The 24,524-nt window shown below is 49.1% G+C and carries 24 protein-coding genes and 2 pseudogenes; 5 read left to right on the top strand and 21 right to left on the bottom strand.

Going from position 1 to position 24,524, the window contains the following annotated elements:
* Nucleotides 1-42: 42 nt before the first annotated feature.
* From RWO08_RS07505 to RWO08_RS07485, 5 genes are all read right to left on the bottom strand, one after another.
* Nucleotides 43-2,217, bottom strand: coding sequence for a pneumococcal-type histidine triad protein (locus RWO08_RS07505; RefSeq protein WP_314211660.1), 2,175 nt, complete (start codon nucleotides 2,215-2,217; stop codon nucleotides 43-45).
* Between the two features lie 164 nt (nucleotides 2,218-2,381).
* A complete protein-coding gene (gene dgt / locus RWO08_RS07500; protein WP_314211659.1) occupies nucleotides 2,382-3,785 on the bottom strand; it encodes a dGTP triphosphohydrolase in 1,404 nt (467 codons plus the stop codon).
* A gap of 148 nt (nucleotides 3,786-3,933) precedes the next feature.
* Nucleotides 3,934-4,143, bottom strand: coding sequence for a hypothetical protein (locus RWO08_RS07495; RefSeq protein WP_023391690.1), 210 nt, complete (start codon nucleotides 4,141-4,143; stop codon nucleotides 3,934-3,936).
* A gap of 43 nt (nucleotides 4,144-4,186) precedes the next feature.
* Complete coding sequence (locus tag RWO08_RS07490; protein ID WP_311468480.1) at nucleotides 4,187-5,143, bottom strand: alpha/beta hydrolase; 957 nt, start codon at nucleotides 5,141-5,143, stop codon at nucleotides 4,187-4,189.
* Between the two features lie 128 nt (nucleotides 5,144-5,271).
* Entirely contained in the window at nucleotides 5,272-6,777 is a 1,506-nt protein-coding gene (locus RWO08_RS07485) for a PTS transporter subunit EIIC (RefSeq protein WP_314211658.1), read from the bottom strand.
* A 295-nt stretch (nucleotides 6,778-7,072) separates the two neighbouring features.
* Here RWO08_RS07485 and RWO08_RS07480 point away from each other — a divergent pair, with 295 nt between their 5' ends.
* Nucleotides 7,073-7,339: an AbrB/MazE/SpoVT family DNA-binding domain-containing protein gene (locus tag RWO08_RS07480; RefSeq protein WP_303885341.1), complete on the top strand. Its 267-nt coding sequence runs from the start codon at nucleotides 7,073-7,075 to the stop codon at nucleotides 7,337-7,339.
* The gene (locus RWO08_RS07475; protein WP_314211657.1) at nucleotides 7,333-7,671 is read left to right on the top strand and encodes a type II toxin-antitoxin system PemK/MazF family toxin; all 339 of its coding nucleotides are present in this window, start codon (nucleotides 7,333-7,335) and stop codon (nucleotides 7,669-7,671) included. Before RWO08_RS07480 ends, RWO08_RS07475 begins: the two co-directional genes overlap by 7 nt.
* Nucleotides 7,672-7,728: 57 nt before the next feature.
* On the opposite strand, the gene RWO08_RS07470 is transcribed toward RWO08_RS07475, so the two are convergent.
* The 4 genes from RWO08_RS07470 to RWO08_RS07455 all read right to left on the bottom strand — a co-directional run bounded on the left by RWO08_RS07470 (nucleotide 7,729) and on the right by RWO08_RS07455 (nucleotide 9,911).
* Nucleotides 7,729-8,058 (bottom strand): type II toxin-antitoxin system RelE/ParE family toxin, encoded by a 330-nt coding sequence (locus tag RWO08_RS07470; protein ID WP_314211656.1) that lies wholly within the window; start codon nucleotides 8,056-8,058, stop codon nucleotides 7,729-7,731.
* Nucleotides 8,048-8,305 carry a hypothetical protein gene (locus tag RWO08_RS07465; RefSeq protein ID WP_314211655.1) on the bottom strand — a complete coding sequence of 86 codons (258 nt, stop codon included), beginning with the start codon at nucleotides 8,303-8,305 and terminating at the stop codon, nucleotides 8,048-8,050. Before RWO08_RS07465 ends, RWO08_RS07470 begins: the two co-directional genes overlap by 11 nt.
* A gap of 106 nt (nucleotides 8,306-8,411) precedes the next feature.
* Complete coding sequence (locus RWO08_RS07460) at nucleotides 8,412-8,852, bottom strand: GNAT family N-acetyltransferase (RefSeq protein WP_314211654.1); 441 nt, start codon at nucleotides 8,850-8,852, stop codon at nucleotides 8,412-8,414.
* A 21-nt stretch (nucleotides 8,853-8,873) separates the two neighbouring features.
* Entirely contained in the window at nucleotides 8,874-9,911 is a 1,038-nt protein-coding gene (locus RWO08_RS07455) for a M42 family metallopeptidase (protein WP_314211653.1), read from the bottom strand.
* Nucleotides 9,912-10,154: 243 nt separating this feature from the next.
* Between RWO08_RS07455 and RWO08_RS07450 the strand changes: the two are divergent.
* Nucleotides 10,155-10,355: pseudogene (locus RWO08_RS07450) on the top strand (XRE family transcriptional regulator); the annotation flags it as partial.
* Nucleotides 10,356-10,535: 180 nt separating this feature from the next.
* Here the strand turns inward: RWO08_RS07450 and RWO08_RS07445 are convergent.
* The gene (locus RWO08_RS07445; RefSeq protein ID WP_023391680.1) at nucleotides 10,536-10,706 is read right to left on the bottom strand and encodes a hypothetical protein; all 171 of its coding nucleotides are present in this window, start codon (nucleotides 10,704-10,706) and stop codon (nucleotides 10,536-10,538) included.
* A gap of 363 nt (nucleotides 10,707-11,069) precedes the next feature.
* Here RWO08_RS07445 and RWO08_RS07440 point away from each other — a divergent pair, with 363 nt between their 5' ends.
* A complete protein-coding gene (locus tag RWO08_RS07440) occupies nucleotides 11,070-11,585 on the top strand; it encodes a DUF308 domain-containing protein (protein ID WP_314211652.1) in 516 nt (171 codons plus the stop codon).
* Between the two features lie 309 nt (nucleotides 11,586-11,894).
* On the opposite strand, the pseudogene RWO08_RS07435 reads toward RWO08_RS07440, so the two are convergent.
* A pseudogene (locus tag RWO08_RS07435) lies at nucleotides 11,895-12,093 on the bottom strand (IS3 family transposase); the annotation flags it as partial.
* 1 nt (nucleotide 12,094) lies between these two features.
* Between RWO08_RS07435 and RWO08_RS07430 the strand changes: the two are divergent.
* A complete protein-coding gene (locus RWO08_RS07430; protein WP_180363273.1) occupies nucleotides 12,095-12,256 on the top strand; it encodes a hypothetical protein in 162 nt (53 codons plus the stop codon).
* Between the two features lie 442 nt (nucleotides 12,257-12,698).
* On the opposite strand, the gene RWO08_RS07425 is transcribed toward RWO08_RS07430, so the two are convergent.
* The 10 genes from RWO08_RS07425 to RWO08_RS07380 form a co-directional block, all read right to left on the bottom strand.
* A complete protein-coding gene (locus RWO08_RS07425) occupies nucleotides 12,699-13,574 on the bottom strand; it encodes a hypothetical protein (RefSeq protein WP_070755946.1) in 876 nt (291 codons plus the stop codon).
* A gap of 21 nt (nucleotides 13,575-13,595) precedes the next feature.
* A complete protein-coding gene (locus tag RWO08_RS07420; RefSeq protein ID WP_070755947.1) occupies nucleotides 13,596-14,471 on the bottom strand; it encodes a hypothetical protein in 876 nt (291 codons plus the stop codon).
* A gap of 13 nt (nucleotides 14,472-14,484) precedes the next feature.
* Entirely contained in the window at nucleotides 14,485-14,865 is a 381-nt protein-coding gene (locus tag RWO08_RS07415; protein WP_314211651.1) for a TIGR02328 family protein, read from the bottom strand.
* A 135-nt stretch (nucleotides 14,866-15,000) separates the two neighbouring features.
* Complete coding sequence (locus RWO08_RS07410; protein ID WP_070755951.1) at nucleotides 15,001-16,905, bottom strand: heavy metal translocating P-type ATPase; 1,905 nt, start codon at nucleotides 16,903-16,905, stop codon at nucleotides 15,001-15,003.
* 167 nt (nucleotides 16,906-17,072) lie between these two features.
* Nucleotides 17,073-17,501: a GNAT family N-acetyltransferase gene (locus tag RWO08_RS07405; protein ID WP_070755953.1), complete on the bottom strand. Its 429-nt coding sequence runs from the start codon at nucleotides 17,499-17,501 to the stop codon at nucleotides 17,073-17,075.
* Between the two features lie 14 nt (nucleotides 17,502-17,515).
* Nucleotides 17,516-18,343 (bottom strand): exodeoxyribonuclease III, encoded by an 828-nt coding sequence (locus RWO08_RS07400; RefSeq protein WP_314211650.1) that lies wholly within the window; start codon nucleotides 18,341-18,343, stop codon nucleotides 17,516-17,518.
* A gap of 71 nt (nucleotides 18,344-18,414) precedes the next feature.
* Nucleotides 18,415-19,581, bottom strand: coding sequence for a nucleotide disphospho-sugar-binding domain-containing protein (locus RWO08_RS07395; RefSeq protein ID WP_314211649.1), 1,167 nt, complete (start codon nucleotides 19,579-19,581; stop codon nucleotides 18,415-18,417).
* Nucleotides 19,582-19,604: 23 nt separating this feature from the next.
* The gene (locus RWO08_RS07390) at nucleotides 19,605-20,645 is read right to left on the bottom strand and encodes a DNA glycosylase AlkZ-like family protein (protein WP_314211648.1); all 1,041 of its coding nucleotides are present in this window, start codon (nucleotides 20,643-20,645) and stop codon (nucleotides 19,605-19,607) included.
* Between the two features lie 377 nt (nucleotides 20,646-21,022).
* Nucleotides 21,023-22,762 (bottom strand): ABC transporter ATP-binding protein, encoded by a 1,740-nt coding sequence (locus RWO08_RS07385; protein ID WP_314211647.1) that lies wholly within the window; start codon nucleotides 22,760-22,762, stop codon nucleotides 21,023-21,025.
* Nucleotides 22,755-24,506 (bottom strand): ABC transporter transmembrane domain-containing protein, encoded by a 1,752-nt coding sequence (locus RWO08_RS07380; RefSeq protein WP_314211646.1) that lies wholly within the window; start codon nucleotides 24,504-24,506, stop codon nucleotides 22,755-22,757. The genes RWO08_RS07385 and RWO08_RS07380 overlap by 8 nt, the downstream gene beginning before the upstream one ends.
* Nucleotides 24,507-24,524 lie beyond the last annotated feature (18 nt).

Genomic DNA, 24,524 nt, shown 5'->3' with positions numbered 1-24,524 from the left:
CGGCCGCTGATGGGGGGTGGTTTTTCATAGAGGGGACTTGATTTAGTTGCTTGAAGTTGTTTCGTCTTTCTGATCGCTGGCTACATTAGTACTTGAGCTAGAAGAAGACTGGGATGAGCTTTGGTCTGAAGATGAGGAGGCCTCGCTTGCCTTGTCCTCTTCAAAGTTAGTCACTGGCAGGCTCTTGTCCTTGTCAGCGTCTTCTAAGACTTCGGAAGTAAAGGACTTGTTGCTTTCCAAGATACTTGGGCCACCATCTTCCCCGGCTTGGGTAATGGCCTTATACTTGTCGCCTACGCGGGTGTCGACCTTACCATTGAACTGGGCGTGCGCTAGCTCGATGGCTTGTTTAGCCAAGATAGCTGGCGAGAAGAGCGGTTCTGCCGGGTCATCCCCACCGAAGACGGCATTGGTCTTGGATAGGCGGGCAATAATATCTGACACTTGTTCCCGCAAGTCATAAGACAATGGCTTGTCTTGGACGTGTTGGGTCAAGAAGTAGAGATGCTTCATGGCTTCAACCCCAGGCCGGTCGTTGGCGTCCTTGAGGGCCGCCACATAGGCTGCTAAGCGGCTTAAGCCCACTGCGTCTTGGGCTTCAATGGCCTTGTTGGCTTGTTCCCGCAATTGGTCGGCAGTCACGCCATAGTTAGTCAAGTTCAGCTCGCTGATGGCCTTTAGGATGCTCTCGTGTTGGGCATTCAGTTTGGCCAGGCGTTCAGATAGCTTGTCGCTATTGTCTTCAATTTGGAAAATGTAGCGGGCGGCAAAGCGGTCTAAGAGTTGGAGGAAGCCTTGGGTCGAGTTGCCCTTGTCCTTGAGGCTTTCTTCAATATCCTGTAAACCGGCATCAATCCGGGCTAGGGCCACTTCTTGGCCGGCTAGACGTTGGCTAGCGACTTGGCGCAGGGTGGCAATATAAGCTTTGACTGTCGCTTCATCCAAATCCCCCGGCACATGGATGCTTGGCAGGCTGGCCAATTTGTTGGCTACATAAGCCTTGGCTCCTTCCACATTGCGGATGCGGATATTGTGGCTGTGGTCACCATGTGGCACCTCGAAGTAGCCATCGCGAATGCGAATAATGCGCTGAGGAATCCCCATGCGTTTGGCAAGGCCTGCTAGTTCGCGGGCAAAGCGTAACTCAGGGTCAATGCTTGAATCCTGACTAGGCACTTCCAAAGTCCAGAGTGGCACTACCCAAGGATGGATGTGAGACTTGTCTTGGCCTTGTTCCGTATTTTGGAAGGCAAAGACTTGGCCTCGGTAGTTGCCGGCATCATCATAGACGGCCTGCAACTTGATGGTGTCCCGCTCTACCCCATAGGCATAGCTGATGTAATCCAGATGCCCTTGAATCTCAGGAGAATCTAAGGTCAAGAGGGAAGTCGGACCTTGTGGCGTGCTTGGTTGTTCTGGTTGACTCGGAGCCGGACTTGGACTAGCTGGCTGATCCACTGGCAGACTTGGCGTCGCTGGTTGACTTGGTCGGGTCAATTGATCGGCTGGATGACTTGGCGCTACAGGTTGGCTTGGGCTGGCTGGCCGACTAGCGACTGGGCCATTTGGTCTTGGGCTGACTGGCTCATCATCGAAGGACAGATTGCCTAAGCCTTGACCGCAATCCAAGACATCGTGGAAATGGTCGCCGTGAGGAATCCGCACTAGGCGGCAGCCTCCTGGTGTGTGGGCATTAGGCACAGTTGGCGCATTGGCCAAGTCCCGTTTGGAGATAAAGTGGAAATGGTCACCGTGACGAACTACATAGCCATCCGCATTCTCTTCGACAATATCGGCTGGGTTAAAGACATAGTGATCGTCCCCACCCCTTCTTGAGCTGCTAGCCCCTGCTTGGGCCTGGTCTTCATAGATGGCGTCCACTGGTGGCTTACCATAGACAAAGTGATAGTGGTTGCCGTGTTTCTTAAGGTAGCCGTTGGCAAAGACCTTACCCACGATGACCTTTTGCTTGCCCATTTTTTCCTTGAATTCTAGCTCTAGCTTATCCAAAGCCAAGGATTCTTTTTCGGCTTGGGCTGCGGCCAGATCGCTAGATAATTGGCCCTTGTCGCTTTCGGCCTGAGACATGGCCGTTTGGGCCTCTTGCAAACGGGCTTGAGATTGACTGAGATCTTGGTTAAGGCCCCACAAACCGGCCCCGGCGCTCAAGAGAATGGCGCCATTAATCCCCCATAAGAGGATGCGTTTTTTAGTCATGAATGATGACTCCTTTTATATATAATGGTAATTCTTACGTTTAGCATCTTACACCCAATCGTAATGATTGTCAATAGTATAATGAAAAAATATTGCACTACTTGTTAAATAGTGTGCCAGCATCAAAAAAAGCCCCCTGCTATGAGGGAGCTGAGTGATAAGATTTAGGAAATACCTACCATATCTAAGTAGAGTTGGTGGGCATAACTGTCGGTCATGCCTGAAATGAAGTCCGTGGCCAAGAGCAGGCGCAAGTAGAGCTTCTCTAATTCTGACCTACCTTGCGCAAAGTAATGGTAGGACCGCTTCTGGCTCTCGGAAATAATGCCAATCTTCTTAAGGTCCACATAGTCTAGTCGGCGCGCTGTATCGTAAGCTACGAGTGGTGGCACGAAGCTATCCAGCAGATAGGTCAAAGTCGAATAGCCCGCTATTTCCAGGCGCAGAATCGACTTGTGGTCATAGATTCGCTCCTCAGAAATAGACCGCAACTGGGCATAGAGCGGCGCCACATCCGAGTCTTTGAAGAGATCAAAGTCGTAGGTCCCGGCCATTAAGTCAGCATAATGTCTCACGAAGGACTGGGTGGCGCCGGCAATCAAGACATTGCGCAGGTGCTCGAAGAAGCGGTTGATGCTGAAGATTTCTTCATCAATGGTCTCCAGAATGTAAACCACCTGGCGCGAAGCCTGGCTGTCTTGGGCTGACTGCTTAAGGCTGGCTAGCAAGTCCGCCTTGACCATGGCGAAGGTCAGCACCCCCTTGCCTAGGGCGTCTTCCATATCGGCCACCAGATAGGCAATATCATCAGCCGCTTCTAGGATAAAGGTCAGCGGATGACGTTGGTTGCCCGCCCCCGTTTGGCCAGTAATGGCTTGGAAGAGGTCGACCTCAGCATGGAAGTAGCCCACCTTCTTATGGGTGATGGCGCCGGTCTTAGGCTGGTGGGAAGCCCGTGTGTATTTGAGAATGGTATTGAGGGTCGCCACGGTTAAATCCAGGCCATCAAAGCTGCCCTTGAAGTCGTGGAGCTTGGCCGCAATCCGCAGGGCCTGGGCATTGCCCTCAAAATGATAGAGATCATGAACATAGTCACTGGCCAGAAAGTCCTGGGCCAGTTGGGGATCCAGCTGCTCGCTCAGAATGGCTGGCAGGCGCTTCTTGAACCACTGACGGATAATATCCTCCCCAAAGTGACCATAAGGCGGATTGCCAATATCGTGCAGGAGACTAGCGCACTCGACAATACGAGCGATGTCGGCCTGACGGACAATGAATTCCTGCTGGCTGACTGCCAGCTCTGAATCTGCCACGCCTTCCAGCTGATCCGCCAGACTAAGGGCAATCTCCGAGACCAGGGTCCGGCCAATCATAGCCACCTCCAGGGAATGCGTCAGGCGCGTATGAATAAAATCCATCCGCTCCAAGGGAAAGACCTGGGTCTTGTCCTGCAACCGTCGGAAAGACGGACTGGTCACAATTCGTTTGTAGTCATCATCAAATTCGTTACGATGCTGGGTCGAGCTACCCGATAGACGGGCAGTAGATAAAAGATCTGTCCATTGCATAAGCCGGACCTCCTTGTCTGCTGGCTGGGGAGGGTTAAACTAGGTGTCAGCCAGCCTATGTTGCTTCCTTATTATAACAAAATCTCAAGCCGGCATAAAGAAAGACACCCGGGTGGGTGTCTTGGGTTTAAGTAGCTGAATGAACATTTTATTGGTCTAAGGCTTCCCGCAAAGAATCGATTGTAGAGTAGCTTGGTTCCGATGGATCATGCGCAATGCGTCTGCTTTTGTTGATTGCTTGGGCAGTTAGTGACTTATCTTGTACTCTTAAATCCTGAGGTGCTTGCTGATTTAGCTGGTCTGAATGACTGTAGTTGGGTGCCAGTATATCTTTATGGTAGTGGTTTTTATTGCTCATGACAACCGCCTAATCAATAGAACCATGTTTTGCTAGTGACAACTTAGTTGTTAGCCTTCAAAAATTCGCCTATCCCTGTCGCAATTTCTTCGGGCGCATAATCATGCACATAATGCCCCACATCCAAGCGTTTAATGGTCGCATTAGGCACTTGCCCAAAGCTATCTTGCGCCATTTGGTACCAAGCCTCACTAGAGAAGCTGGTCCCACTTGCATTAGACACATAGAGTAAAATAGGGACGCTTGGCAGAGGCTTGTCTAAAACTTGCTTAGCATTGCTTGCTGACATCTCAAGTTCATTGCCAATAGCAGTCGTCAAGGCCTGCTTATAAAAAAGTGCCTTGTAATTCGCTATTTCTGCTTGCGTCAGATGGCCTGATTCAAGGGCAGGAGCTGCCTTCTCTGCAGGATAAAGAAAACGCCCATAGCCTAACTCAAGTAGCATTTGCCCTACCTTAACTACAAAAGTTGGAACCTTTACTTTGTCATAGCTTTGTGGCATGGCCATATCGAGGCCAACAATAGCAGAAATTTCTTCTGGATGCTCTTGGGCCCAGTAGAGAGCCTCTAAGCCAGCCATGGAATGAGCCACTAGAACATAAGGGCCTTGAATACCAGACGCTTGCAACGCTTGACGTGTCTGTCTATTCACGGTTTCTATATCTCTAGGACTATCCCCATCATCACTAAAGCCATAACCGAGCCGCTCGACTATGACAATGCGATAATCCGGCGCTAATTGCGTCGTCAGCGCCTTAAAGTCCAAAATAGGCGATGTTGTGCCCCCTCCAGCTAACAAAACCAGTGTCTTGCTACCCGAACCAGTCACATAGACATTTAACTGCTTACCCTCAACCTCAACTCGATTACCAATCGGCGATAAATCATTAGCCTCTCTAGATAGGGCAAGACGATGATTAAGATAGACACCTAATGTAACTAGCACTATGGCTAAAAGCACATAGGCTAATAGTTTTCTTAGACCTCGCCAAAATCTCATCACTTAGCCTCCTCCACTTTTTATCACATGCTTACCCTACCACTTGTATAGTACTAGGTCAATAGATAAGAAGAATAAGATTAAGGCCAGCTACCTAAATAGCTGGCCTTACTAATTTGATAAATCTCCTAGTCATCCACGCCCAGAATCTCGTTGATGTTGTTTTTATAGAGAATAGCCTTAGCCCCGTAGACTGCTTGGATGCCGCCATGGACTTCCAAGACATCGACGGCACCGATGGCCTTGAGGGTTGGCTTGTCGACCTTGCCTGAATCTTTGACTGATACACGCAAGCGAGTGATGCAGGCGTCGACTTCTTCAATGTTTTCAGGACCCCCTAGGGCTTCAATGATTCTAACGGAATCTTGCTTGAGGCTGTCCTTGGTGTCGACAACTGGCTTAGCATCCTCGTCCAAGTCCTCTTCCAGACGACCTGGCGTTGGCACGTTGAATTTGGTGATGAACCAGCGGAAGACCACATAGTAGAGGCCGGCCCAGATTAAGCCAAATGGAATTTGTAAGAGCCAGTTGGTCTTGTCATTCCCTTGCAGAATCCCGAAGAGGGAGAAGTCGATGACCCCACCAGAGAAGGTGTTCCCGATGGAAATGTTGAGGATGTCGGCAATGAAGAAGCTGACCCCATCCAGGAAGGAGTGAATCACATAGAGGAAGGGACTCACGAAGAGGAACATATACTCGATTGGTTCTGTAATCCCGGTGATAAAGCTGGTCAAGGCAACCCCGAAGAAGAGACCTGCATATTTCTTACGACGGTCTTTTGGCACCAAGTGGTACATAGCCAAGCAGGCAGCTGGCAAACCGAACATCATGGTTGAGAAGCGGCCAGCGAAGAAGCGAGTGCCTTCGGTGAAGAGACCTGTGTGGTTTGGATCTGCCAATTGGGCGAAGAAGATTTTTTGTGCCCCGGCTACGGTTTGACCCGCAACTTGAGCCACCCCACCCAACTCCGTGTACCAGAACATTGGGTAGATCATGTGGTGTAAGCCGACTGCCCCACAGAGACGCATGAGGAAGCCGTAGAGGAAGGTCCCAAACGGACCCGCTTGGGAAATGTAGTCCCCAGTTGATACCAGCCATTGTTGGAATGGTGGCCAGATTAGGAAGAAGACGCCCCCTAAGAAGATTGAGGCAAAAGATGTCACGATAGGCACAAAGCGAGAGCCCCCGAAGAAGCCCAAGACCTGTGGCAACTGAATATTATGATAGCGATTATGGAGCCAAACCGCACAGGCACCGACCGCAATGGCGCCAATGACCCCAGTGTCGATGGCCGAACCCTCTGCCATATAGAGTTTGACTAAGGCACCAATGGTGGCTTTCATGACCAGATAACCGGTCACCCCAGCTAGGGCTGCCGTCCCCTTGTCGCGCTTGGCAAGGCCGATACAGAGACCCACACAGAGCAGGAGGGACAGGTTGGCGAAGACAATTTCGCCGGCCGAACTCATGACTTGGAAAATAGCTTGTAAGCTTGGATTATTCAATACAGGATAGGTCGCTACCGTGGTCGGATTCGACAAGGCGCCCCCAATCCCCAGCAATAGCCCGGCTGCCGGCAGAATAGCGATTGGCAGCATAAAGGCTTTCCCGATTTTTTGTAACAACTTAAACATGGTACAAAGACCTCCTTTGATTGTTAGGTGCTTCAGAAGTCTCGCATCGGAATCCTCCTGACTCACTCCTTTGGTCCCTTCTTCCAAGGGACTCGTGGCCCTTCCTGGCCTGGCTACCTCCTTTCCTGGTCTGACATGATCTTGCATAAGTTGCGATGCGAATGCGCAGGGTTATCTGTAACCCTTTACAAATTCATTATAATCGGATTGAAAGGAAATTTCAACTTGGAGGGGAGGCTTGACTGACACTCTAGATAGGTATATACTTAGTATATACATTAAGAGAGGTGATTTTATGGAGTCACAAGCACAATACCGGACCACACTATCCCAATGGGGCAATTCTAAGGCCGTGCGCCTACCTGCTGCCATTCTCAAAAAGCTAAATCTATTAGACAATCAAACTCTACTGGTCTCTGTCGAGGACAATAGCATTCGCCTAAGTCCTGAGCACAAGCAACCTTCCACCATTCATGAATTGTTTGCTGAATGGGATCAAGACGATGTTCGAGAAGGCGAACTTGATTGGGGCCAGGCGAAAGGTCAGGAACTAGAATGGTAATCAAACAAGGCGATATTTTCTACGTTGACTTCAACCCCAGCAAGGGCCACGAGCAGAAGCATCGTCGCCCGGCTCTCGCTCTAAGCCATAGCCTCCTGACTAAGTTCAGTGGCTTGACCATCGTGGCCCCCATCACCACCACTAGTCGCAACTTTCCCACCTATCATGAGCTGACTAGCACCCACACCATTCAGGGCAAGGTCATGCTAGACCAGACCATGACCCTAGACTTGGCGGCGCGAGGTGTCGCTAAGGTAGAGGAAAGACTATCTCAAGAAGAATTGAAGCTTATCTTGGATAAGTATAAGTTGCTGTTTGATATGGAGGATTAGGAATAAACAAAACGCCATCGGCTCGGTATGATGACCTAGCGATGGCGTTTGCTTGGTTTAATGCGACTTAAGGTCCATAAACAAATGCGCTTGATCCTGAAAACCATGTCCTAGTCGGATAATCCGCAGCTTTTGTTCTTTGGGATATAGCGCATAGTAGACAATATAGTGACCAATGATTTTCCGTCGAATGCCTATAGCTGGCAAATAGGGATTGCGCATCCGCTCCCCGCTTTCTGGGAAAACTAGCAAGTTTTTCAAACACTCATGGAGTGCATCAAGAAACTTTTTAGCAGCTTGCTGATTCTTAAGTTCCTTGGTCAGATAGTCCAGAATCACTTCTAAATCTTCTTCTGCCTTCTGAGTGAACTCATAACTATAGGTCATAACGCTCCCTCATATCCGCGATAAGGGACTCACCGTCTCTTAGACGCTGCTCTCGAATATCTTCCAGCCCTTGATATAGAAATTTTGCTTCTTCCATTTGAAGGAGGGTCTTCTCATAGTATTCAATGTCCATGACGACTAGTCGTCCGTAGCCATTCTTAGTGACGAAGACTGGGCCTTGTTCCTCTTGGCAATACGCTTCAACTGCCACTGTGTTTTTTAAATCGCGCATGGGAATAATTTTCATCAACGCCACCTCCTTGAATGGCTATATTATACCATAAATTTAGACACATATATAGTCATTTATAGCAAAAGGCCCCCTTATCTAATCATAAGGGGACCTTTTCTTCTTATAACTGATAGACCATAATGTGTTCATTGATATCTGGGTCAAAGCCTAGACCTAGCAAAATCTTCTTCATAGGCTCGTTACCGTCCACGTAATCGGCCACCACCTTGGTCATCTGGGTTTGCTGCTTGGCCATTTCAACTACTGCTTCAATGGTCTGCCGGCCGTAACCTTTGCCTTGGAAGGCTTGGTCAATTAGGAAGCGCCAAACAAAGACATGCTGCTCCTCTGGATCCAATTCATACATAATGAAGCCAACTAAATCCTCATCTGCATAAATGGCTTTGGGATAGGTAATGCCTTCGGCACGGTAAAACCAAGCATCTGCCAAGGATCGGACGACAGGAGACACAAATTTGGCCGCCTCTTGCTCTGGAGTAATCTTGAGATTTAAGACTTGGGAGTAGTTGTCGCTTGTTATCTCTCTAAAGGTAATGGTCACACTCGTCACTTCCCTATCATCTTACTTGACTAAATCACTCAAGAGATAGGCATCCACCAAGCGCTCGGTCGCCTCCACGGAGTCCACATGGGTCCGCTCATAGGAATGGCTGGACTCGATGCCGGCACCACAGAGGGCGTGCTTGACTTCGGCACCCGCTGACATAGCGGCCGAGGCGTCGGAACCGTAGAATGGGTAGATGTCTAATTTATAAGGAATGTCCTTGGCCTTAGCTAGCTCCACCAGGTGTTGGCGGAATTCATAGTGGTAAGGGCCACTAGCATCCTTGACACAGATAGAGACCGTATACTCGTCGGTCTGCTGGTCGTCACCCATGGCGCCCATGTCAACCGCCAGATACTCCACCGCTTTGTCCGACAGGCTAGAGTTAGCCCCGTGTCCCACTTCCTCGAAGACCGAGAAGGCAAATTGGGTCGTCACCGGCAGGGTGATGTCCTCTTCCTTATAACGGCGCAACAAGTTAAGCAGGATAGCGGCAGACACCTTGTCATCGAGGAAGCGAGACTTGATGAAGCCTGTGTCGGTGATGGTGGTTCGTGGGTTGAAGGAGACAAAGTCACCCACTTCAATACCTAGGGCGCGGGTTTCTTCCTCGTTGGTAACCTTGGCATCTAAGCGGACTTCCATGTTGTCTTGAGTCCGCTCAGCCGTCCCCGCATCACGGTAGACGTGGGTAGAAGTCTGGTGAATGAGAATTGTCCCAGATACAGTTTTGCCGGTGGCCGCCACATGGACGGTACAGTTCTCCCCTTCGATCATATTCCAAGGAAAGCCGCCCACCTTGTCCAGCTTGAGCCGGCCGTCGCCTTTGACCGCGCGCACCATGGCCCCCAAGGTGTCAACGTGAGCCGTCACGATGCGGTGGTGGTCATCGTCCTGGCCCGGCACCGTCACATGTACCAGTCCTTTGGAAGTGCGTACCGGTTGGTAGCCCATTTTTTCCAGAGTCGATACCAAATAGTCCTGAACGCCGCGCGTGTAACCCGTAGGCGACGCGATAGCTAGAAGTTCTTGCAGATAACTTAAGGTTGGATTCATCCTAATGCCCCCTTGAAAATTGTTTACACCTTCATTATAACACAAGTTTGGATAGGCGCCCTATCTTTTTGCGTGACAAATGGGGCGGGTGCCCGCAGTCACGTCGTGTTGGAGCCCCAACACGACATCGCCCTCCTCCAATGCGACGTGGCTGCACCTTTTGGCTCCTTTTTCGCTCAAAAACCAAGTTCATCGCCTCCACCACGTCGCGTTGGAGCCCCAACACGACATGGCGCTCCTCCAACTGATGGACAGCACTTAGAAGATTTACTCTATCTAACACGGGGCAACCAACTATACACAGAAGATGGAGAAGAGTTGTATATTGATCCAACTTCTCAGAACAGAACATTTCATACCCAATATGAACCCGATTTTATTGTAGCAAGAGAAAAATCTCCACTAGAACTCTTGATTGAAAATAAGGAATTGTTTGATAAATAGAAAAAGCGAGGATAACCTCGCTTCAGATTGGAGTTAAAATCTTTAGAAGACACTTTTATAAGGACTTTGTCCTCACTCTGAAAGCCTTTATTTAAAGGCTTTTTTACTTTTCCAAAGTAAATTTGTTGCGAGTTTATCGCATTTTTAACGAATCCTTTCTGATAATACACTATCTTCGTATCATTTCATTTCTTGCTTAATTCTCATCAACTCTTCCTTTGCCTCTTCTAAATGCACACTCGTCAAGTACGGAATAGCAGCGTCGAGCTGTTCTTCTGAAAAATCCCACCATTTAAGTTTTTCCAAAAAAGCAATCGTCTCTTCGTCAAAGCGGTACTTGATAACACGCACTGGATTTCCGACTGCGATAGCATAAGGTGGAATATTTTTTGCAACAGCTGCTTTACTACCGATTCTTGCAAATCATGATGATGAAAGAGTATGGAACAGCTGATAGTCCCCAAAAAATTGCTTTTATGAACATCACTTTGGGAAGTGTCATTTTCGGCGTACTTGTCATCCTTGGTACCTATATGATTTCAAAAGCGTGAAAAGCAAAGCGAAATATATAAAGTGTGAAAAGGAGCGAAAACACCTTTTCTTTTTGCGATCCAGACTGAAACTTCCAAGTTGTCTATTTATTTTATTGACATTTTTTATAAAAAGAGGTACAATAACTTTAATATCAAACTATACTATATCGGAGGTATTGAAATGAAATTTTCTAATCGTTTACTGCTATTCCTTGCAGGAGTTGTTTTTGCCCTTTTAGGACTTTTCCTATTTACAAACCCAGTAGCTAATCTTGTTGCTTACAGCTGGTGGATTTCATTTGGTTTACTGGTTTCTTCTATAGCAGCTATTTTAGGCTATTTCTCTGCACCAAAAGAGCTTCGCTCACCTGTTTATCTTTTCCAAGGATTTGTTAGTCTTCTCTTAGCTCTTTACCTCGTTGCTTATGGCTTTGTGACCCTGCCGGTCGTCATTCCGACCATTGTAGGAATTTGGTTAATTGTAGAAGCCATTATTGCTTTCTTTAAAGGCAATCGTCTAAGATTGATTTTCCCTATTATTGGTAGCAATATCACGTGGGTAGCCTTGCTTGAATTTTTACTAGGTCTAGTGATTCTGTTCAATCCAGTGGCTACAGGTGTCTTTGTCGTTTATGTCATTGCCTTTTCATTTTTAGTTACTGGCTTCACCTACATTATTGAGGCCTTTCGTAAATAGTCTAGTTGCTATTTCTATCGCATTCAAAAAAGCTGGGAAATCATATTCTCAGCTTTTTCGTCTCTTTAATTATCACTTTTTCGCATTCCATTCTGCGTAGAATTGCTCCAAGTATTCTTCCAAAAAGTGATGGCATAGTGCTCTAGCATTCGATAAGCTGCAATAATAACCGGTCGAGAACGGGGCATCGACTCAATCATACCGAAAATAAAAGAGCGAATGTTATCTGCAAAAAGAAAGCTTGGATTTTTTGCGATTTCAACAAAAAAAGCACTGTTTGTACTGACCCCAAAAAGTTAGACAAATAATTTAAGTGAAGGATTTAGTTCTGTATTGCACAGGACTAAGCCCTTTTTAGTTTTACCTTAATTCGTTTGTTGTTGTAGTACTCATTGTAGTCAACAATAGCTTGTTCCAATTGGTTAAGTGATTTAAATGTTTTCTCATAACCATAAAACATCTCAGACTTAAGAATACCAAAGAAGGATTCCATCATACCGTTGTCTGGTATGATGATGAAAGAGTACGGAACAGCCGATAGTCCTCAAAAAATTGCTTTTATGAACATCACTTTGGGAAGTATCATTTTCGGCGTACTCGTCATTCTTGGCACCTATATGATTGCAAAAGAAAGAAAAGCAAAGCGAAATATAACGTGTGAAAAGGAGTGAAAACTCCTTTTCTTTTTGCGAACCAGACTGAAACTTCCAAATTGTCTATTTATTTTATTGACACTACGAGCAACAGCGTAATGCGTGACATGCTTCTTCTATATCAGAATTGGACTCTTTCAGGCTGCTGTTCTAGCAAATAATCCTCTTAGCCTTAATCATAGAAATTCATTTTTGTTCATTTTTACATGACCCAGACTAGAAAATATTCAACATCTGACTGGGATTTATTTTAATGGGTTTTAACCTTTCTTGGTTAGATAAAAAAGAAGAACCATACAGTATAGAATCTGTATGGTTCTTTGCCCTACTTTTGGCCCATTTTGAAATAATTATATTTAATAACGCTCCAAGCATCTTCTAGAAATCACTTATATTTCCACATTTTTGATTATTTTCAATATGAAAAATTCTTACAGATTCATGCAGGGGGCTAGATGGCTTAAGGTCTTGGACTTTGAACCGGTTCGTTGTATTGGTCAAAGGTGATTTTACCTTGAATACGGTAGGTGCCTGCTAAATAGTTCAAGTGACGCGTTTTGCCCTCTTCAACAGTAAAGACCATGTCCACTTCAAGGCTCTGAAGTCGGAAGTCCTTATCTACTTGGTAATTAAACTTAGGCTTGCTGGCAAAGAAAGCTTCGAAAGCATCCTCGTTAAAGATGTAGCGAATGAGTTCCGTGCTAATCTCTTTGGAGTCGGTTGGGTGGTCCGATTGATAAGCCCCATAAACCGCAGCTGCACTTAATAGATTCCACGCAGCTTCGTGGTCGCGGTAAACCTTCTTACCATCTACATCCTCTCTCAGACGCAACTCGTAGCCATTCTCTAGCTCCTTAACCTCGTAAATCTCTGAATATAAGGCGATTTCTTCAGGCGTATAGAATTGATCCAAGCTACGTAAATGCTTAAGCGAGTCTTGAAATTCTTGAACTTCAGTCTTGATATCTAGACTTCTGACCTCTTCTTCATGGTTCTCCTTGCCATGAAGCTGCCCGTCTTTGACAGAGGCAATTAAGTGGTAGTCGCCCAAGAAACTGCCCAAATCAAAGGAGCCGAATCCGGACGCTTGGTCCAAATCTACATTTGCTTCAAAATGGCCGCCTATGAGGATACCTTCCTCCTGGCTTGGGAGCGTATTGCTTATCTTCCACTCACCCTTAGTATGCACCGTCTGGGTGTTGACCATCTTCTTCATGGTCCCATTCAGTAATTGGTCCAGGGACGGAGCTTGCGCACTAACGCTTGCTGGCGCCACCCCACCAGCCAAAAGGCCACCGGCCATGGCTAGCAGGCTTAATTTTTTAAACCATTTCATCTACTTTCCTCCTCAAATGCCCTAAGGCTTTTCTACTGACACAGCTTGGTCATATTGGTCCAAGTCCGCTTCCAATTTGACATGGAAGATTCCTGTTAAGCCAGAGAATAGATCCATCCCCTGGTCAATACTAAACTGAAAATCAATCGTAACATGGGTTACACGGAAATCCTTGTCCGTCTGCACCAGAATCTTTGGCTTACGGGCCATGAAAGCACCAAAGGCCTCTTCATTTAAGACATAGTCAATAAAGCTCGCAAAATCGCCATAGATGGTAGGGTTACTAATCTCCAGCAGCAATTGGTGCAAGGCCTCTTGCTTGACCTGGTCCCATAACTCCTGATAGTCACGATAGAGCTGCTTACCATCAATGGTTTCTGATAATTGCAAGAGGTAACCCTGATCTTCTTGGACACTCTGGATATACTTAGCTAGCTCCCCGCTGTCTTGAGGCGACAGCCAAGTTTCCACCTGACGCATAGACTCCAAGTCTGACTTCCAACTTGGCACTTGAGACTTGAGGTCAATTGGATCCAACTCCTTACCGTCTGCCTTACCATATAAGTAGCCATCTAGTAAAGCTAACTTGACTTTGCTTGCCCCGGGAAACTTAGCCAAGCCAAACTCAGCCTTGCCCGCCATTTTATCTAAGTCAAGGCTAGCATCTAACTCGCCATCTAGCACGGTCTGTGTATTTTTCTCTTCAAGATCACTGTGAGTCATGGAAAATTTGACCTTAGTGTGGACGCTTTTGCTTTGGAGGCTAGTCTTAATGACCCGGTTTACCAGCTCATCAGTGGTCAGGTCTTGAGCCTGCACACTCGGTGCACCGACCCCCAATAACATAGTTGCAGTCAGGCTTAAAAGCCCTAGTTTCTTCCATTCTTTAATCATCATTTAAATCTCCCTTCTAGTTTTCCGGTTCTAATTCAATGCCCTTAGCTCGCAAATTAGCTAAGCACTCAGCCAGATAAGTCGCGTCATGCTCCACATAAATAGGAGAGCCCAGTGGCTGAGCTTGGATTTGACCGGCTTCATAAGCTGGCATAACTTTGCCACGATAGCCTGGCTCCCACCACTGGTCGTCCGGCCGGTAGCCCCGGCGGACCATTTCCTCCATAATCAGGCGGTGGTAGGCATAGAGCTTGTAGGGCGAGTGTTCAAAGACATAGTTCACCACACTGTGGGGTTTGCCCCAACCCTTGCCCCGTAAGGCCGCACACTCCCGATGCTGACCTAGCAGCTGCTGTCTTGGCAACTTGTCAATCAAGGCTTGATGCCATAATCTCATGTAAGGCCCTCCTTCTTGCTTTCTCTTACTATAGCACATTCTGAGCCTAAGGAAAAGCTTACAAAAAATGACTGGCCCCACACACAGTGTGAGCCAGTCATCTGAAAAGCACCTCCAAGTGGCGCAGCCTCTTACCTATTGGGCTACTTGTGCCGCTTGGACTGACTTAAGGTCTGATGGGTTATGCCGAAAACCCAAGAGACGTAAGCCGTTGAGAATAACTAAAATCGTAGAACCTTCATGGCCCACCACACCCAGCGGTAGACTCACTACTTGGAAGACATTGGCTGCAATCAGGCAGACAATGACGGCCAAGGCGAAGATAATATTTTGCATAATAATGGTCTTCATGCGACGAGAGAGCCGAATGGCCTGAGGCACCCGAGTCAAATCGTCCATAATGACGCAGTCCGCTGTTTCCATGGCAATGTCAGTCCCTGAGCCAATGGCAAAGCTGACATCAGCCTGAGCCAAGGCAGGCGCATCATTGATGCCGTCCCCCACCATGGCCACACAATAGCCTTGGGCCTTGTAGTCAGCCACCAAACGGGCCTTGTCATCCGGCAAGCAGTTGGCTTGCACTTGGTCAATACCTAAATCATTAGCAATGGTTTGGGCCGCTGCCTGGTGGTCCCCCGTCATCATGACCACTTGGACTCCTAATTCATGTAGCAATTCCACTGTGGCCTTACTCTCTGCCTTCACTCGGTCAAAGAGCGCATACCAAGCCACTAATGCTTGGTCACGAGACACCAAGACCAAGGTCTTGCCGGCTGCTTCTTGCTTGGCTAGGACTTGTTCTAAGTCAGCAGGTACTTGCCCCACTACTTCTAAGACGAAATCAGCCTTACCAATCCGCCAGTCATGCCCTTGATAGGCACAGGTAAAACCTCGGCCGGTCACGTCCTCAAGCTGACCCAAATTCACCGCTTGATAGTCGCCCACATAGTTCAAGATGGCTTGAGCCACAGGATGGGTAGAGGTCGCTTCAGCCGTTGCCACCAAGGCATTCAAGCCAGTCGCCTCTTCCGCAAACCAGGCTTCTTCCACCTGGGGTTGGCCCTGGGTCAAGGTTCCGGTCTTATCCATGACCACTAGGTTGATGTCACCTATTTGGTCCATAATTTGACCGCCTTTGACCATGACGCCCATACGAGCAGCTCGGCTAATAGCCGCTAAAACGGCTGGAGTGGAGCTAGCCACCAAGGCGCAAGGAGAAGCCACGGTCAAGAGAATCATGCCACGGTAGAAGCTATCCAACCAGGACCAGCCCAGCAAGAAGTGGACCGCCACGATAAAGGTCGGAACCAGGAAAAGGACCGCCTTAACATAAGTATCTTCTAAGTTTTCAATCAGGCTAGACACCCGGCTCTTTTGGCCTTGGGCTTGTTTGACCAGGGCTACGATTTTAGCGAAGAGGGTATCTTCTTGGGCTACGGTGACTACCATGTCCAATTCTGCGCCCACATTGAGGGTCCCGCCTAATACTAGGTCGCCCGCTGCCTTGTCCGCTGGGATTGGCTCCCCTGTCACCATGGCTTCATCTAAACTAGCCCAGTCGCTGATTAACTTACCATCGATTGGCACTGCCTGGCCTTTTTTGACCCGCAGACGGTCGCCAATCATGAGCTCGCCGGTTTCTACTTCTTCCAACTGACCGTCGGACAGAATGCGCCAAGCCTTGTCTGGCCGTAGGGCCATGAGGGCTGTAATGGCATCCTGGCTCTTCTTCATAGCTAATTCTTCCAAAGTCCCTGACAGGGCAAAGATAAAAATCAGCAAGGCCCCTTCCAGCCAGTAACCAATAATGCCCGCACCCAAGGCAGCCAAGACCATGAGGACATCGACATTAAGGTGACGTTCCTCCACTAACTCCTTCCAGCCTTCCAGGGCTGGCTCATAGCCTCCAATCAAGAAAGCTAGAATAAAACTTGCCTGTCCCCAGACAGGTTGACTTTCTAAAAAGACTAGTCCCAATAGGATAAAGCCCAGACAGAGCACGGTCTCAATAATTCGTTTATTGTATTTTAAGCATTTCATGATCTCACCTCTTATTTATAATCAATTTACTTTACATCCTTATTATAGCTTCTCTAATTTAGATTGTCAATAATATTTATCGTCAAGATTGTATTATTTAATGATATTAATTATAGATAGAGGTGATAGCAAAAAAGGCCGGGAATCCCTTCCCGACCTCAGCTTGCTTATTTAAGTCGATAAATCATATAGTAGACTCCGACCCCTGGCATTGGGACATCTTCCAAGAAGCCATAGACCTCAAAGCCGTGTTTGAGATAGAAGTCCTTGGCCTGATAGGTCCGCGTGGTTAAGAGAATGCTGGTCACCCCGACTTGACGGGCATAATCCTTGGCATAGTCTATAAACTGGCTGCCCAAACGCTGCCCCTGATAGTCCGGGTCGATAGCTAGGTTCTCGATTTCCATGGCCTGATAACGAAGCTTGCCATTCATAGCTGCCACCAAGCGCTCCCCGTCTTTCATCTGCCAGATGAAGGACTGGTCCAAGCCTTCAGGCTTAGGCTGATTGAAGTAGGTCTCATAGCCATGAGTGAAGACTCTCTCATAGAAATCTTCCGGCATGAGCTCTGTGCTTTCCACAGGATAGTGTGTCATCGAACTGCCTCCTCTTATAAATTAATTTCTAACAGTATCGGCGTATGGTCTTGGCGCGCCCCTGAATCCAACATCTCGGACTTGGTCACCTTGTCTGCAAGTCGATCAGATACCAACCAGTAGTCAATGCGCCAACCCGTATTGTTAATCTTGCTGGTCCGGCTGCGTTGGGCCCACCAGGTATATTGATGCGGCACGTCCCCATGTAGGTGGCGGAAACTATCGGTAAAGCCCCGGCTGAGCAAATGGGTAAAGCCAGCCCGTTCTTCATCAGTAAAGCCTGCAGATTGGCGGTTAGCTCCTGGGTTGGCTAGGTCGATTTCCTGATGGGCAACGTTGAAGTCCCCAGTCGCCAAGACTGGCTTCTTAGCATCCAGACTAACCAGGTAGTCGGCGTATTTAGCATCCCAGACCTGACGTTCAGCCAGACGTTTGAGGCCATCCCCCGCATTAGGCGTGTAAACCTGGGTCACATAGCAGTCGTCAAATTCTAGGGTAATAATCCGGCCTTCTAAGTCCATGGTCGACGGCGCCCCGATTTCAGGGAAGGTCACCTTAGGCTTCAAGCTATCCCGATAGAGGAAGAGAGTCCCAGCATATCCCTTGCGGGCTGGCTCCTGAGAGGACCGCCAAGTGTGGGCATAACCCTGGAAGTATTCTGCCAAGATTTCTTCATGCTTCTTGGTTGGACCTGTTGGCGATAATTTGGTTTCTTGAATGGCAATAATGTCTGCCCCTGCTTGTGCTAGCTGGTCTAGGACGGCCTTGGAGAGTTGGGCCCGAGCCGAGTCGCTAGTTAGGGCCGCATTGAGTGAATCGATGTTCCATGAGATCAGTTTCATTCTATCTTCCTTCGTTGTGTAAATTCTTTGTACTTCTATATTATAGCAGATTGACTGGCAGAAAACAGGGTCTAGGCTTGCCGCTCAGACATCAAAGCTTCAATTTTGGCAACAATGGCTTGGTTGCCACCCGCTTGGACTGATAACTCAGCAAAGTATCTGGCTTGGTCAGCGTAGTGTGGATTGCTGAGCACTTCCTCCACCGCTTCTTGTAAATGAGACGAGTCAATAGATCGAATGGCGAGTTCCTGCCCTAGGCCACAAGCCTGCACCTGTTTGGCCACAGTAGGTTGGTCATTACCAATCGGCAGTACTATCATGGGAACTCCAAAATAAATGGCCTCATTAACGCTATTCATGCCGCCATGTGTAATGAATAAGTCAGCCTTCTGCAGGACTTCTTGTTGTGGAACCCGCTCATAGATATGAATATTATCAGGCAAAGAACCATATTGAGCGAGATTCTGCCCCTGACCAATCGATAGGATGAGGGTGACATTTTGATTGGCAAAGGTCTCGATGCAGAGTTTGAAGAAGCGTCTGCCCGCCTGGCTAGTGTTAAGCAAGGTCCCAAGTGACACATAAATTAGCTTGCCCTTAATATCAGGCAAGGTGAAATCATCCTGTTTGCTTACTTGAGGAATCGACGCGCCAACAAAGTCAAACAGTTCCGGCGCGAATTGATCGGAATAGAGCTGAAATTCCCTTGGCGTATAAACGAAATTATACTTGGGCTGATTATGACAGAGCTCGGCTACAATATCCCCTCGGCTAATCATTTGCTTCTTTTGCAATCTACGACCGATCAAACGGCAAAGCCAAGGAAACTGGAAAGCTTTGGTCATGTACCAACCACCTGAATGGGCAAAATCACTAAGTACCGCTTCATTCAAAGCAAAGGTAGAAAAGAGACGGAAGGCAGGAATCCCTAGTTGGTCAGCAGCTTGCTTACCTTGCAGAAAAAGCATTTCATAAATCAACGCATCATAGTCAACCCCCACTCTGATTAGAGTTTGATAGCCCTGATTCCAGGCTTGAACCTCAGAACCCAACCATTTTCCTTTTGTTGTCACCGGGTCATAGGGGATAAAATCTGCGCCTGTCGCTAGAATTTTATGGCGCCATTCTTCTGCATGTATATACCCAACCCCATGGCCAGCCTTGACCAATTGCCGAGCAAGCTCTAGCGTTGGATTAGTATGCCCCGAAAAAGGCAGATTAACCATTAAAAGTTTCATCACCATTCACCTCTCAATCAGTATTAGGATTCCACCACAAAGTCAATGGCCTTGACCTTCTTGCCCCACCAGCGGGCAAAGGCCTTGAAGCGGGCGCGGATGGTGGCCTGGTGAGCCTTTGCCAAAGGCTGGGGACTAGTTACTTGGAAGCTGATTTGATCGCCTTGTTGGCGCAAGTTCCACTCGCCCTTGACCTGGCCCCGAATCAGAATCAGAGCCGGAATCTGGCCGGCTTTGCGCCAGATGGTGTGATGCTGGTCCTTCTCTACCAAGATATCCTTGGATTTGTAGGAAACTAAGAGGGCATCGAATTTGCCCAGGACCAAGACAGTCGGCAACTTGGCCGCATCCTGCCAGCTTTCATAGTAGAAGGTCTGCTTGCCATAGCGACAACTTGGCCAGTCAGATAGGTCCACCTGACTGAAGAAGGCCTGGGGCACCCCGAAGAAATGGGCCGCATCCGCCAGAGTCGCCGGACCATAGAAAGAGAAATAGGTCGCCAGCAGCTGACGCTTGACTTGTTGCAGATCCTGGCCTTCTGGCGCTGCCTGCCAATGAACTTGTCGGTCGCCCTGACTCAGGGTCTGATAGAGCTGGCCCTGACGCGAAGCCGCCAAGAAGAGCCCACCCCAGCGGAAGAGTTGACGCCACTCTTCCTGACCGTAGCAATCCTTAAGGGCCTCACGCGTCAGAGGACCATCAGCCAAATAGCCGGCCAGGCGCTCTAATTGGGCCGCCACCTCTACCCCTTGCTCAGCCAAATGATGCCAAGGCCAAGAGACTGTCTCCGAAAGAAGCAGTGACAAGGCCTCCCAAGTCGGACGATCATAGAAGTGGTAGGTCCCCCGCTGGCCCCAAGCCAGAATACCTTGTTCTGTTAAGTCCGCATAGCTATCCGCCTTGGGATCAGCCAGACGGTTGAAGTAATTATAGATGCCATGGGTCACATACTGGGACTGAATCCCCAGACTCTTGGCCAAGACCTCTGTCCCAGTCAACTTAGACTCAAGCAAGGCCTGATGATAGAGCCTTTGCGCCAAAATCTCCTGTGCTGTAATGGTCATACGGTCGCCCCCTTTCGCTTACTTTCTCATTATAACAAAGCCTGTCTTGGACTTCAAAAGGGCAGGCCCTATTCTTTAATTTTAATAGGTGCTTGCTAGCTGATTATTCTGCTAGAGAGCCTCAAGCCCGTGACTAAGACGCGACACGGTCAAAATCGGGTCCGTGTGGTGCCTCAGGATGCCAAGCGTATGAGAAGCTCTGGGAGCGCCAGCGACCTAGAGCTTCCATAGCTAGGCAAGGCGGAAGACTCCCGCAGGGAGGCTGCAGCCGGTCCCACCTCACGGACCTGACTTTTGACCAAAGTGTTGCGCCTTAGTCACCCTTTTGCCACAAAAATGAGGCTAGGACACCCGTCCCAGCCTCAAGCTCGTCTTATTTAGTTCATCATACCCGCCTGGAGCTGATACATGCGGTAGTAGAGCCCACCTTGAGCTAGTAGCTCCTGGTGGTTGCCCGACTCGATAATCTGCCCTTGGTCCAGGACATAGATGCAGTCCGCATCCTGAATGGTCGACAGACGATGGGCGATGGCCAAGGTCGTCCGCCCCTTTCGCATCTTGGCTAGCGAGGCTTGAATGACTTCCTCGGTCTCCGAGTCAATATTGGCCGTGGCCTCATCCAGAATCAAAATCTTAGGCTGGGTGGCCATGGTCCGGGCGAAGGCCAGCAACTGGCGCTGGCCACTTGACAAGGTCGCCCCCCGCTCCGTCACCGGACTGTCATAGCCGGCTGGCAGACTCTCAATAAAATCAGCCGCATCGACAAAGCGCGCCGCCTCTCGCATGGCTTCATCTGTCAAGCCCTCTTGATACATGCGGATATTGGAGGCAATGGTCCCATGGAAGAGGAAAGGATCCTGCAGGACCAAGCCCACCGCTGACCGCAAGGCCTCAGCCGAATAGGACTTAATGTCCTGGCCATCAATCAGAATCTGGCCGCGATCAAATTCATAGAAGCGCAAGAAGAGATTCATAATCGAAGACTTACCAGATCCGGTCGCCCCTACAAAGGCCACCGTCTGGCCGGCTTCCACCTTGAAGCTGATATGCTTAAGGACATCCCGCTTGCCATCATAGGAGAAGCTGACATCCTTGAACTCAATGCTGCCCGCCCCGATTTCTGTGACCTGACCGCTTTGGGCTGGTTCATAGTCCTCCTGGTCAATCAAGGCAAAGACCCGGTCGGCCGCAATCATGGAAGTCTGCAGAATGGAGAAGTTCTGGGTGACTTCAATCAACGGGTTGAAGAGCTGGTTGGAGTATTGAATGAAGGCATACATAAGCCCCGCGGTCACACCAGCCACCTGCCAGGTGACGCCGAAATAGGCCAGGATAACAGCATAGGCCAAGAGCTTAAGCAAGGACATGGCCGGCCGCAGGAAGAGGCTGTTGACATTGAGGGATTTATTGGAATAGGTCACGTGGTCTGCATTAATGGCCTCAAACTCCGCCAAAAGACGGCCTTCCTGGCCAAAGGCTTGGACAATCCGCATGCCCTCAATGCTTTCTGACAGCTTAACGTTCAGGTCGCTGAGCTTAGCCCGGGTCATGGCAATCAAATCGCGCGACTTGCTGTTGTAGAGGGCAATGGAGCCAAACATAATGGGAATAAAGACTAGCATGAGCAGGGTCAGGGGCACATTGAGACTGAGCATGGTCCCAATAGTCACCGCCACAATGACCAAGGAACTGAGGAAACTAGAGAAGATGGCGCTGAACATATCGGCCACCGCCTGAGTATCATTGGTCAGGCGGGACACGATGGCCCCGGCTGGCGTCTGGTCGAAGTAACGCATGGACAGGCTTTGTAGCTTATCGAAGGACTCTTGGCGCAAGTCGCGGACCACGCTTTGGGCCACGCGGGCGAAGGTGTAGTTACCTAAGAAGGTAAAGGCCACCCGCACCAGGAAGAGACTGTAGTAGGCCAGGAGAATTAAGCCTCCTTGGGCCACCAAGCCACCTCCAATAAAGTGGTCGATATAATACCGGGCCAGAAGTGGAATGGCGGTCGTCACGGCCGATGTCAGAAAGATGAAGACCAGAGCCATCAGGGCAGTCCCCTTGTAACGCCACATATAGGCCATGAGGCGTCTAAATGTTTTAGCACGATTAGGCATCTAAGTCCCCTCCTTCCAAACTCTGAGCCAGTTGCTGACTACGGTAGGTGGTCGCATACCAGCCATTTTGCGCTAGCAATTCTTGGTGATTGCCCCGCTCCTTAATGCGGCCCTCTTCCATAACCAGAATCAGGTCGGCATGGACGACGGCTGACAGACGGTGGGCCGTAATAATGGTGGTCTTGCCTTGACGTTCCGACTTAAGATTTTCTAAAATCAAATGCTCAGTCTTGGCATCCACGGCTGATAGCGAATCGTCCAGAATCAGAATGTCTGGATCCAAAATCAGGGCCCGGCTCATGGCCAGACGTTGCTTCTGACCACCGGACAAGGAGACGCCCCGCTCCCCAATCAAAGTATCCAGCCCTTCAGGCATGGCCTGAATATCCTGGTAGACACCACAGAGTTGGGTGGCTCTGACAACCGCCGCATCATCCAGGTCAGCTTGACCGAAGCGGACATTGTCCCGAATACTCATGGCAAAGAGCAGCTGATCTTGAGGTACATAGCCCATCAAGCTCCGCAAGTCGCTGAGGCGGTAGTCTCGGATGTCGTGGCCGTCTAGCCGAATGCTGCCCACATTGACATCCTGCTCCCGCAAGAGTAGGCGCAAGAGACTGGTCTTACCAGACCCCGTGGTCCCGACAATGCCCAGGGTTTGACCGGCCTCCAAGCTAAAGTGGACATCCTCTAAGGTGGTCAAATCTTGATAGGCGAAGGACTCAATGTCATAGTTCAGGCGACCATTTTGAATGCTAGGCAGAGGATGTTCTGTCTCACGGACTGGGCTTTCCTCATGTAGCAGTTTATCAATCCGATCCAGGGAGACCGAGCCCCTTTGCATAATGTTGAAGAGCCAACCGATGGCTTGCAGTGGCCAGACCAGCATATCCAGATAGGTCATGAAGGTAACCATTTCCCCGACGGTGAACTGGCCCTGACTAATCAGATAGCCCCCGTAGAGCAGGCTAATCAGATAGGAGGCCCCCACGAAAATCAAGACCATGGGTTGGAAGAGCTCATTGTACTTGGCAGCTCGCAGGTTCTTAGCCCAGACCATCTGGTTGGTGGCATGAAACTTAGCCGTCTCCTGGGCCCCATAACCAAAGGACTTGGTCACCTTAATGCCGGAGACCGATTCCTGAACCGAGTTGTTAAGCTCAGAGAAGGCCTCCTGGGCTTGCTTAAAGCCTTCATGGTTGATGCGTCCCAGGCGACTAGTGCCCCAGGCCAGCACTGGCAGAGGCAAAATCGCCACTAGGGTCAGGCGCCAATCCAGAATCCAGAACATGGTTGCCAGGGTAACCAGGGCGGTAATCGAGGCATCCACGGCCGACATGACCCCGCCCCCTGCCGTCATGACCAGGGTTTGGACGTCGTTGGTGGCATGGGCCATCAGGTCCCCGGTCCGATAACGAGTATAGAAGGACGGCGCCATGCGGGTAAAGTGTTTAAACAAGCGAGTCCGTAGAATCCGGCCCAGGCTATTGGCTGTCCCTAAAATAAAGAGTCGCCAGACATAGCGGAGGGCATACATAATGAGGGCGGCCCCCACTAGCCAGGTCAGATTGATGGCCAGGTCGCTAGGGGTCAGATTGCCACCAGCAATGGCATCAATAACCTGCCCGATAATGCGCGGCGGAATCAGGTTGAAGACGCTGACCAAGGATAAGGCCAGAATCCCAATGATATAGCGGCGGGCTTCTAATTTGAAGAACCAGCCTAATTTGCGAATGAGTGACATGACACATTCTCCTTTCAT

This window comes from uncultured Abiotrophia sp. (genome assembly GCF_963520105.1).
Classification (GTDB): domain Bacteria; phylum Bacillota; class Bacilli; order Lactobacillales; family Aerococcaceae; genus Abiotrophia.
Note: the sequence above shows the minus strand (reverse complement) of the source record. Positions and strands in the feature narration are given on the sequence as shown.

Excerpts from the sequence above, each read along its gene's own strand:
- RWO08_RS07505 (WP_314211660.1), bottom strand. The coding sequence starts at position 2,217 with ATGACTAAAAAACGCATCCTCTTATGGGGGATTAATGGCGCCATTCTC.
- dgt (WP_314211659.1), bottom strand. The coding sequence starts at position 3,785 with ATGCAATGGACAGATCTTTTATCTACTGCCCGTCTATCGGGTAGCTCG.
- RWO08_RS07495 (WP_023391690.1), bottom strand. The coding sequence starts at position 4,143 with ATGAGCAATAAAAACCACTACCATAAAGATATACTGGCACCCAACTAC.
- RWO08_RS07490 (WP_311468480.1), bottom strand. The coding sequence starts at position 5,143 with ATGAGATTTTGGCGAGGTCTAAGAAAACTATTAGCCTATGTGCTTTTA.
- RWO08_RS07485 (WP_314211658.1), bottom strand. The coding sequence starts at position 6,777 with ATGTTTAAGTTGTTACAAAAAATCGGGAAAGCCTTTATGCTGCCAATC.
- RWO08_RS07480 (WP_303885341.1), top strand. The coding sequence starts at position 7,073 with ATGGAGTCACAAGCACAATACCGGACCACACTATCCCAATGGGGCAAT.
- RWO08_RS07475 (WP_314211657.1), top strand. The coding sequence starts at position 7,333 with ATGGTAATCAAACAAGGCGATATTTTCTACGTTGACTTCAACCCCAGC.
- RWO08_RS07470 (WP_314211656.1), bottom strand. The coding sequence starts at position 8,058 with ATGACCTATAGTTATGAGTTCACTCAGAAGGCAGAAGAAGATTTAGAA.
- RWO08_RS07465 (WP_314211655.1), bottom strand. The coding sequence starts at position 8,305 with ATGAAAATTATTCCCATGCGCGATTTAAAAAACACAGTGGCAGTTGAA.
- RWO08_RS07455 (WP_314211653.1), bottom strand. The coding sequence starts at position 9,911 with ATGAATCCAACCTTAAGTTATCTGCAAGAACTTCTAGCTATCGCGTCG.
- RWO08_RS07440 (WP_314211652.1), top strand. The coding sequence starts at position 11,070 with ATGAAATTTTCTAATCGTTTACTGCTATTCCTTGCAGGAGTTGTTTTT.
- RWO08_RS07430 (WP_180363273.1), top strand. The coding sequence starts at position 12,095 with ATGATGATGAAAGAGTACGGAACAGCCGATAGTCCTCAAAAAATTGCT.
- RWO08_RS07425 (WP_070755946.1), bottom strand. The coding sequence starts at position 13,574 with ATGAAATGGTTTAAAAAATTAAGCCTGCTAGCCATGGCCGGTGGCCTT.
- RWO08_RS07420 (WP_070755947.1), bottom strand. The coding sequence starts at position 14,471 with ATGATGATTAAAGAATGGAAGAAACTAGGGCTTTTAAGCCTGACTGCA.
- RWO08_RS07415 (WP_314211651.1), bottom strand. The coding sequence starts at position 14,865 with ATGAGATTATGGCATCAAGCCTTGATTGACAAGTTGCCAAGACAGCAG.
- RWO08_RS07410 (WP_070755951.1), bottom strand. The coding sequence starts at position 16,905 with ATGAAATGCTTAAAATACAATAAACGAATTATTGAGACCGTGCTCTGT.
- RWO08_RS07405 (WP_070755953.1), bottom strand. The coding sequence starts at position 17,501 with ATGACACACTATCCTGTGGAAAGCACAGAGCTCATGCCGGAAGATTTC.
- RWO08_RS07400 (WP_314211650.1), bottom strand. The coding sequence starts at position 18,343 with ATGAAACTGATCTCATGGAACATCGATTCACTCAATGCGGCCCTAACT.
- RWO08_RS07395 (WP_314211649.1), bottom strand. The coding sequence starts at position 19,581 with ATGAAACTTTTAATGGTTAATCTGCCTTTTTCGGGGCATACTAATCCA.
- RWO08_RS07390 (WP_314211648.1), bottom strand. The coding sequence starts at position 20,645 with ATGACCATTACAGCACAGGAGATTTTGGCGCAAAGGCTCTATCATCAG.
- RWO08_RS07385 (WP_314211647.1), bottom strand. The coding sequence starts at position 22,762 with ATGCCTAATCGTGCTAAAACATTTAGACGCCTCATGGCCTATATGTGG.
- RWO08_RS07380 (WP_314211646.1), bottom strand. The coding sequence starts at position 24,506 with ATGTCACTCATTCGCAAATTAGGCTGGTTCTTCAAATTAGAAGCCCGC.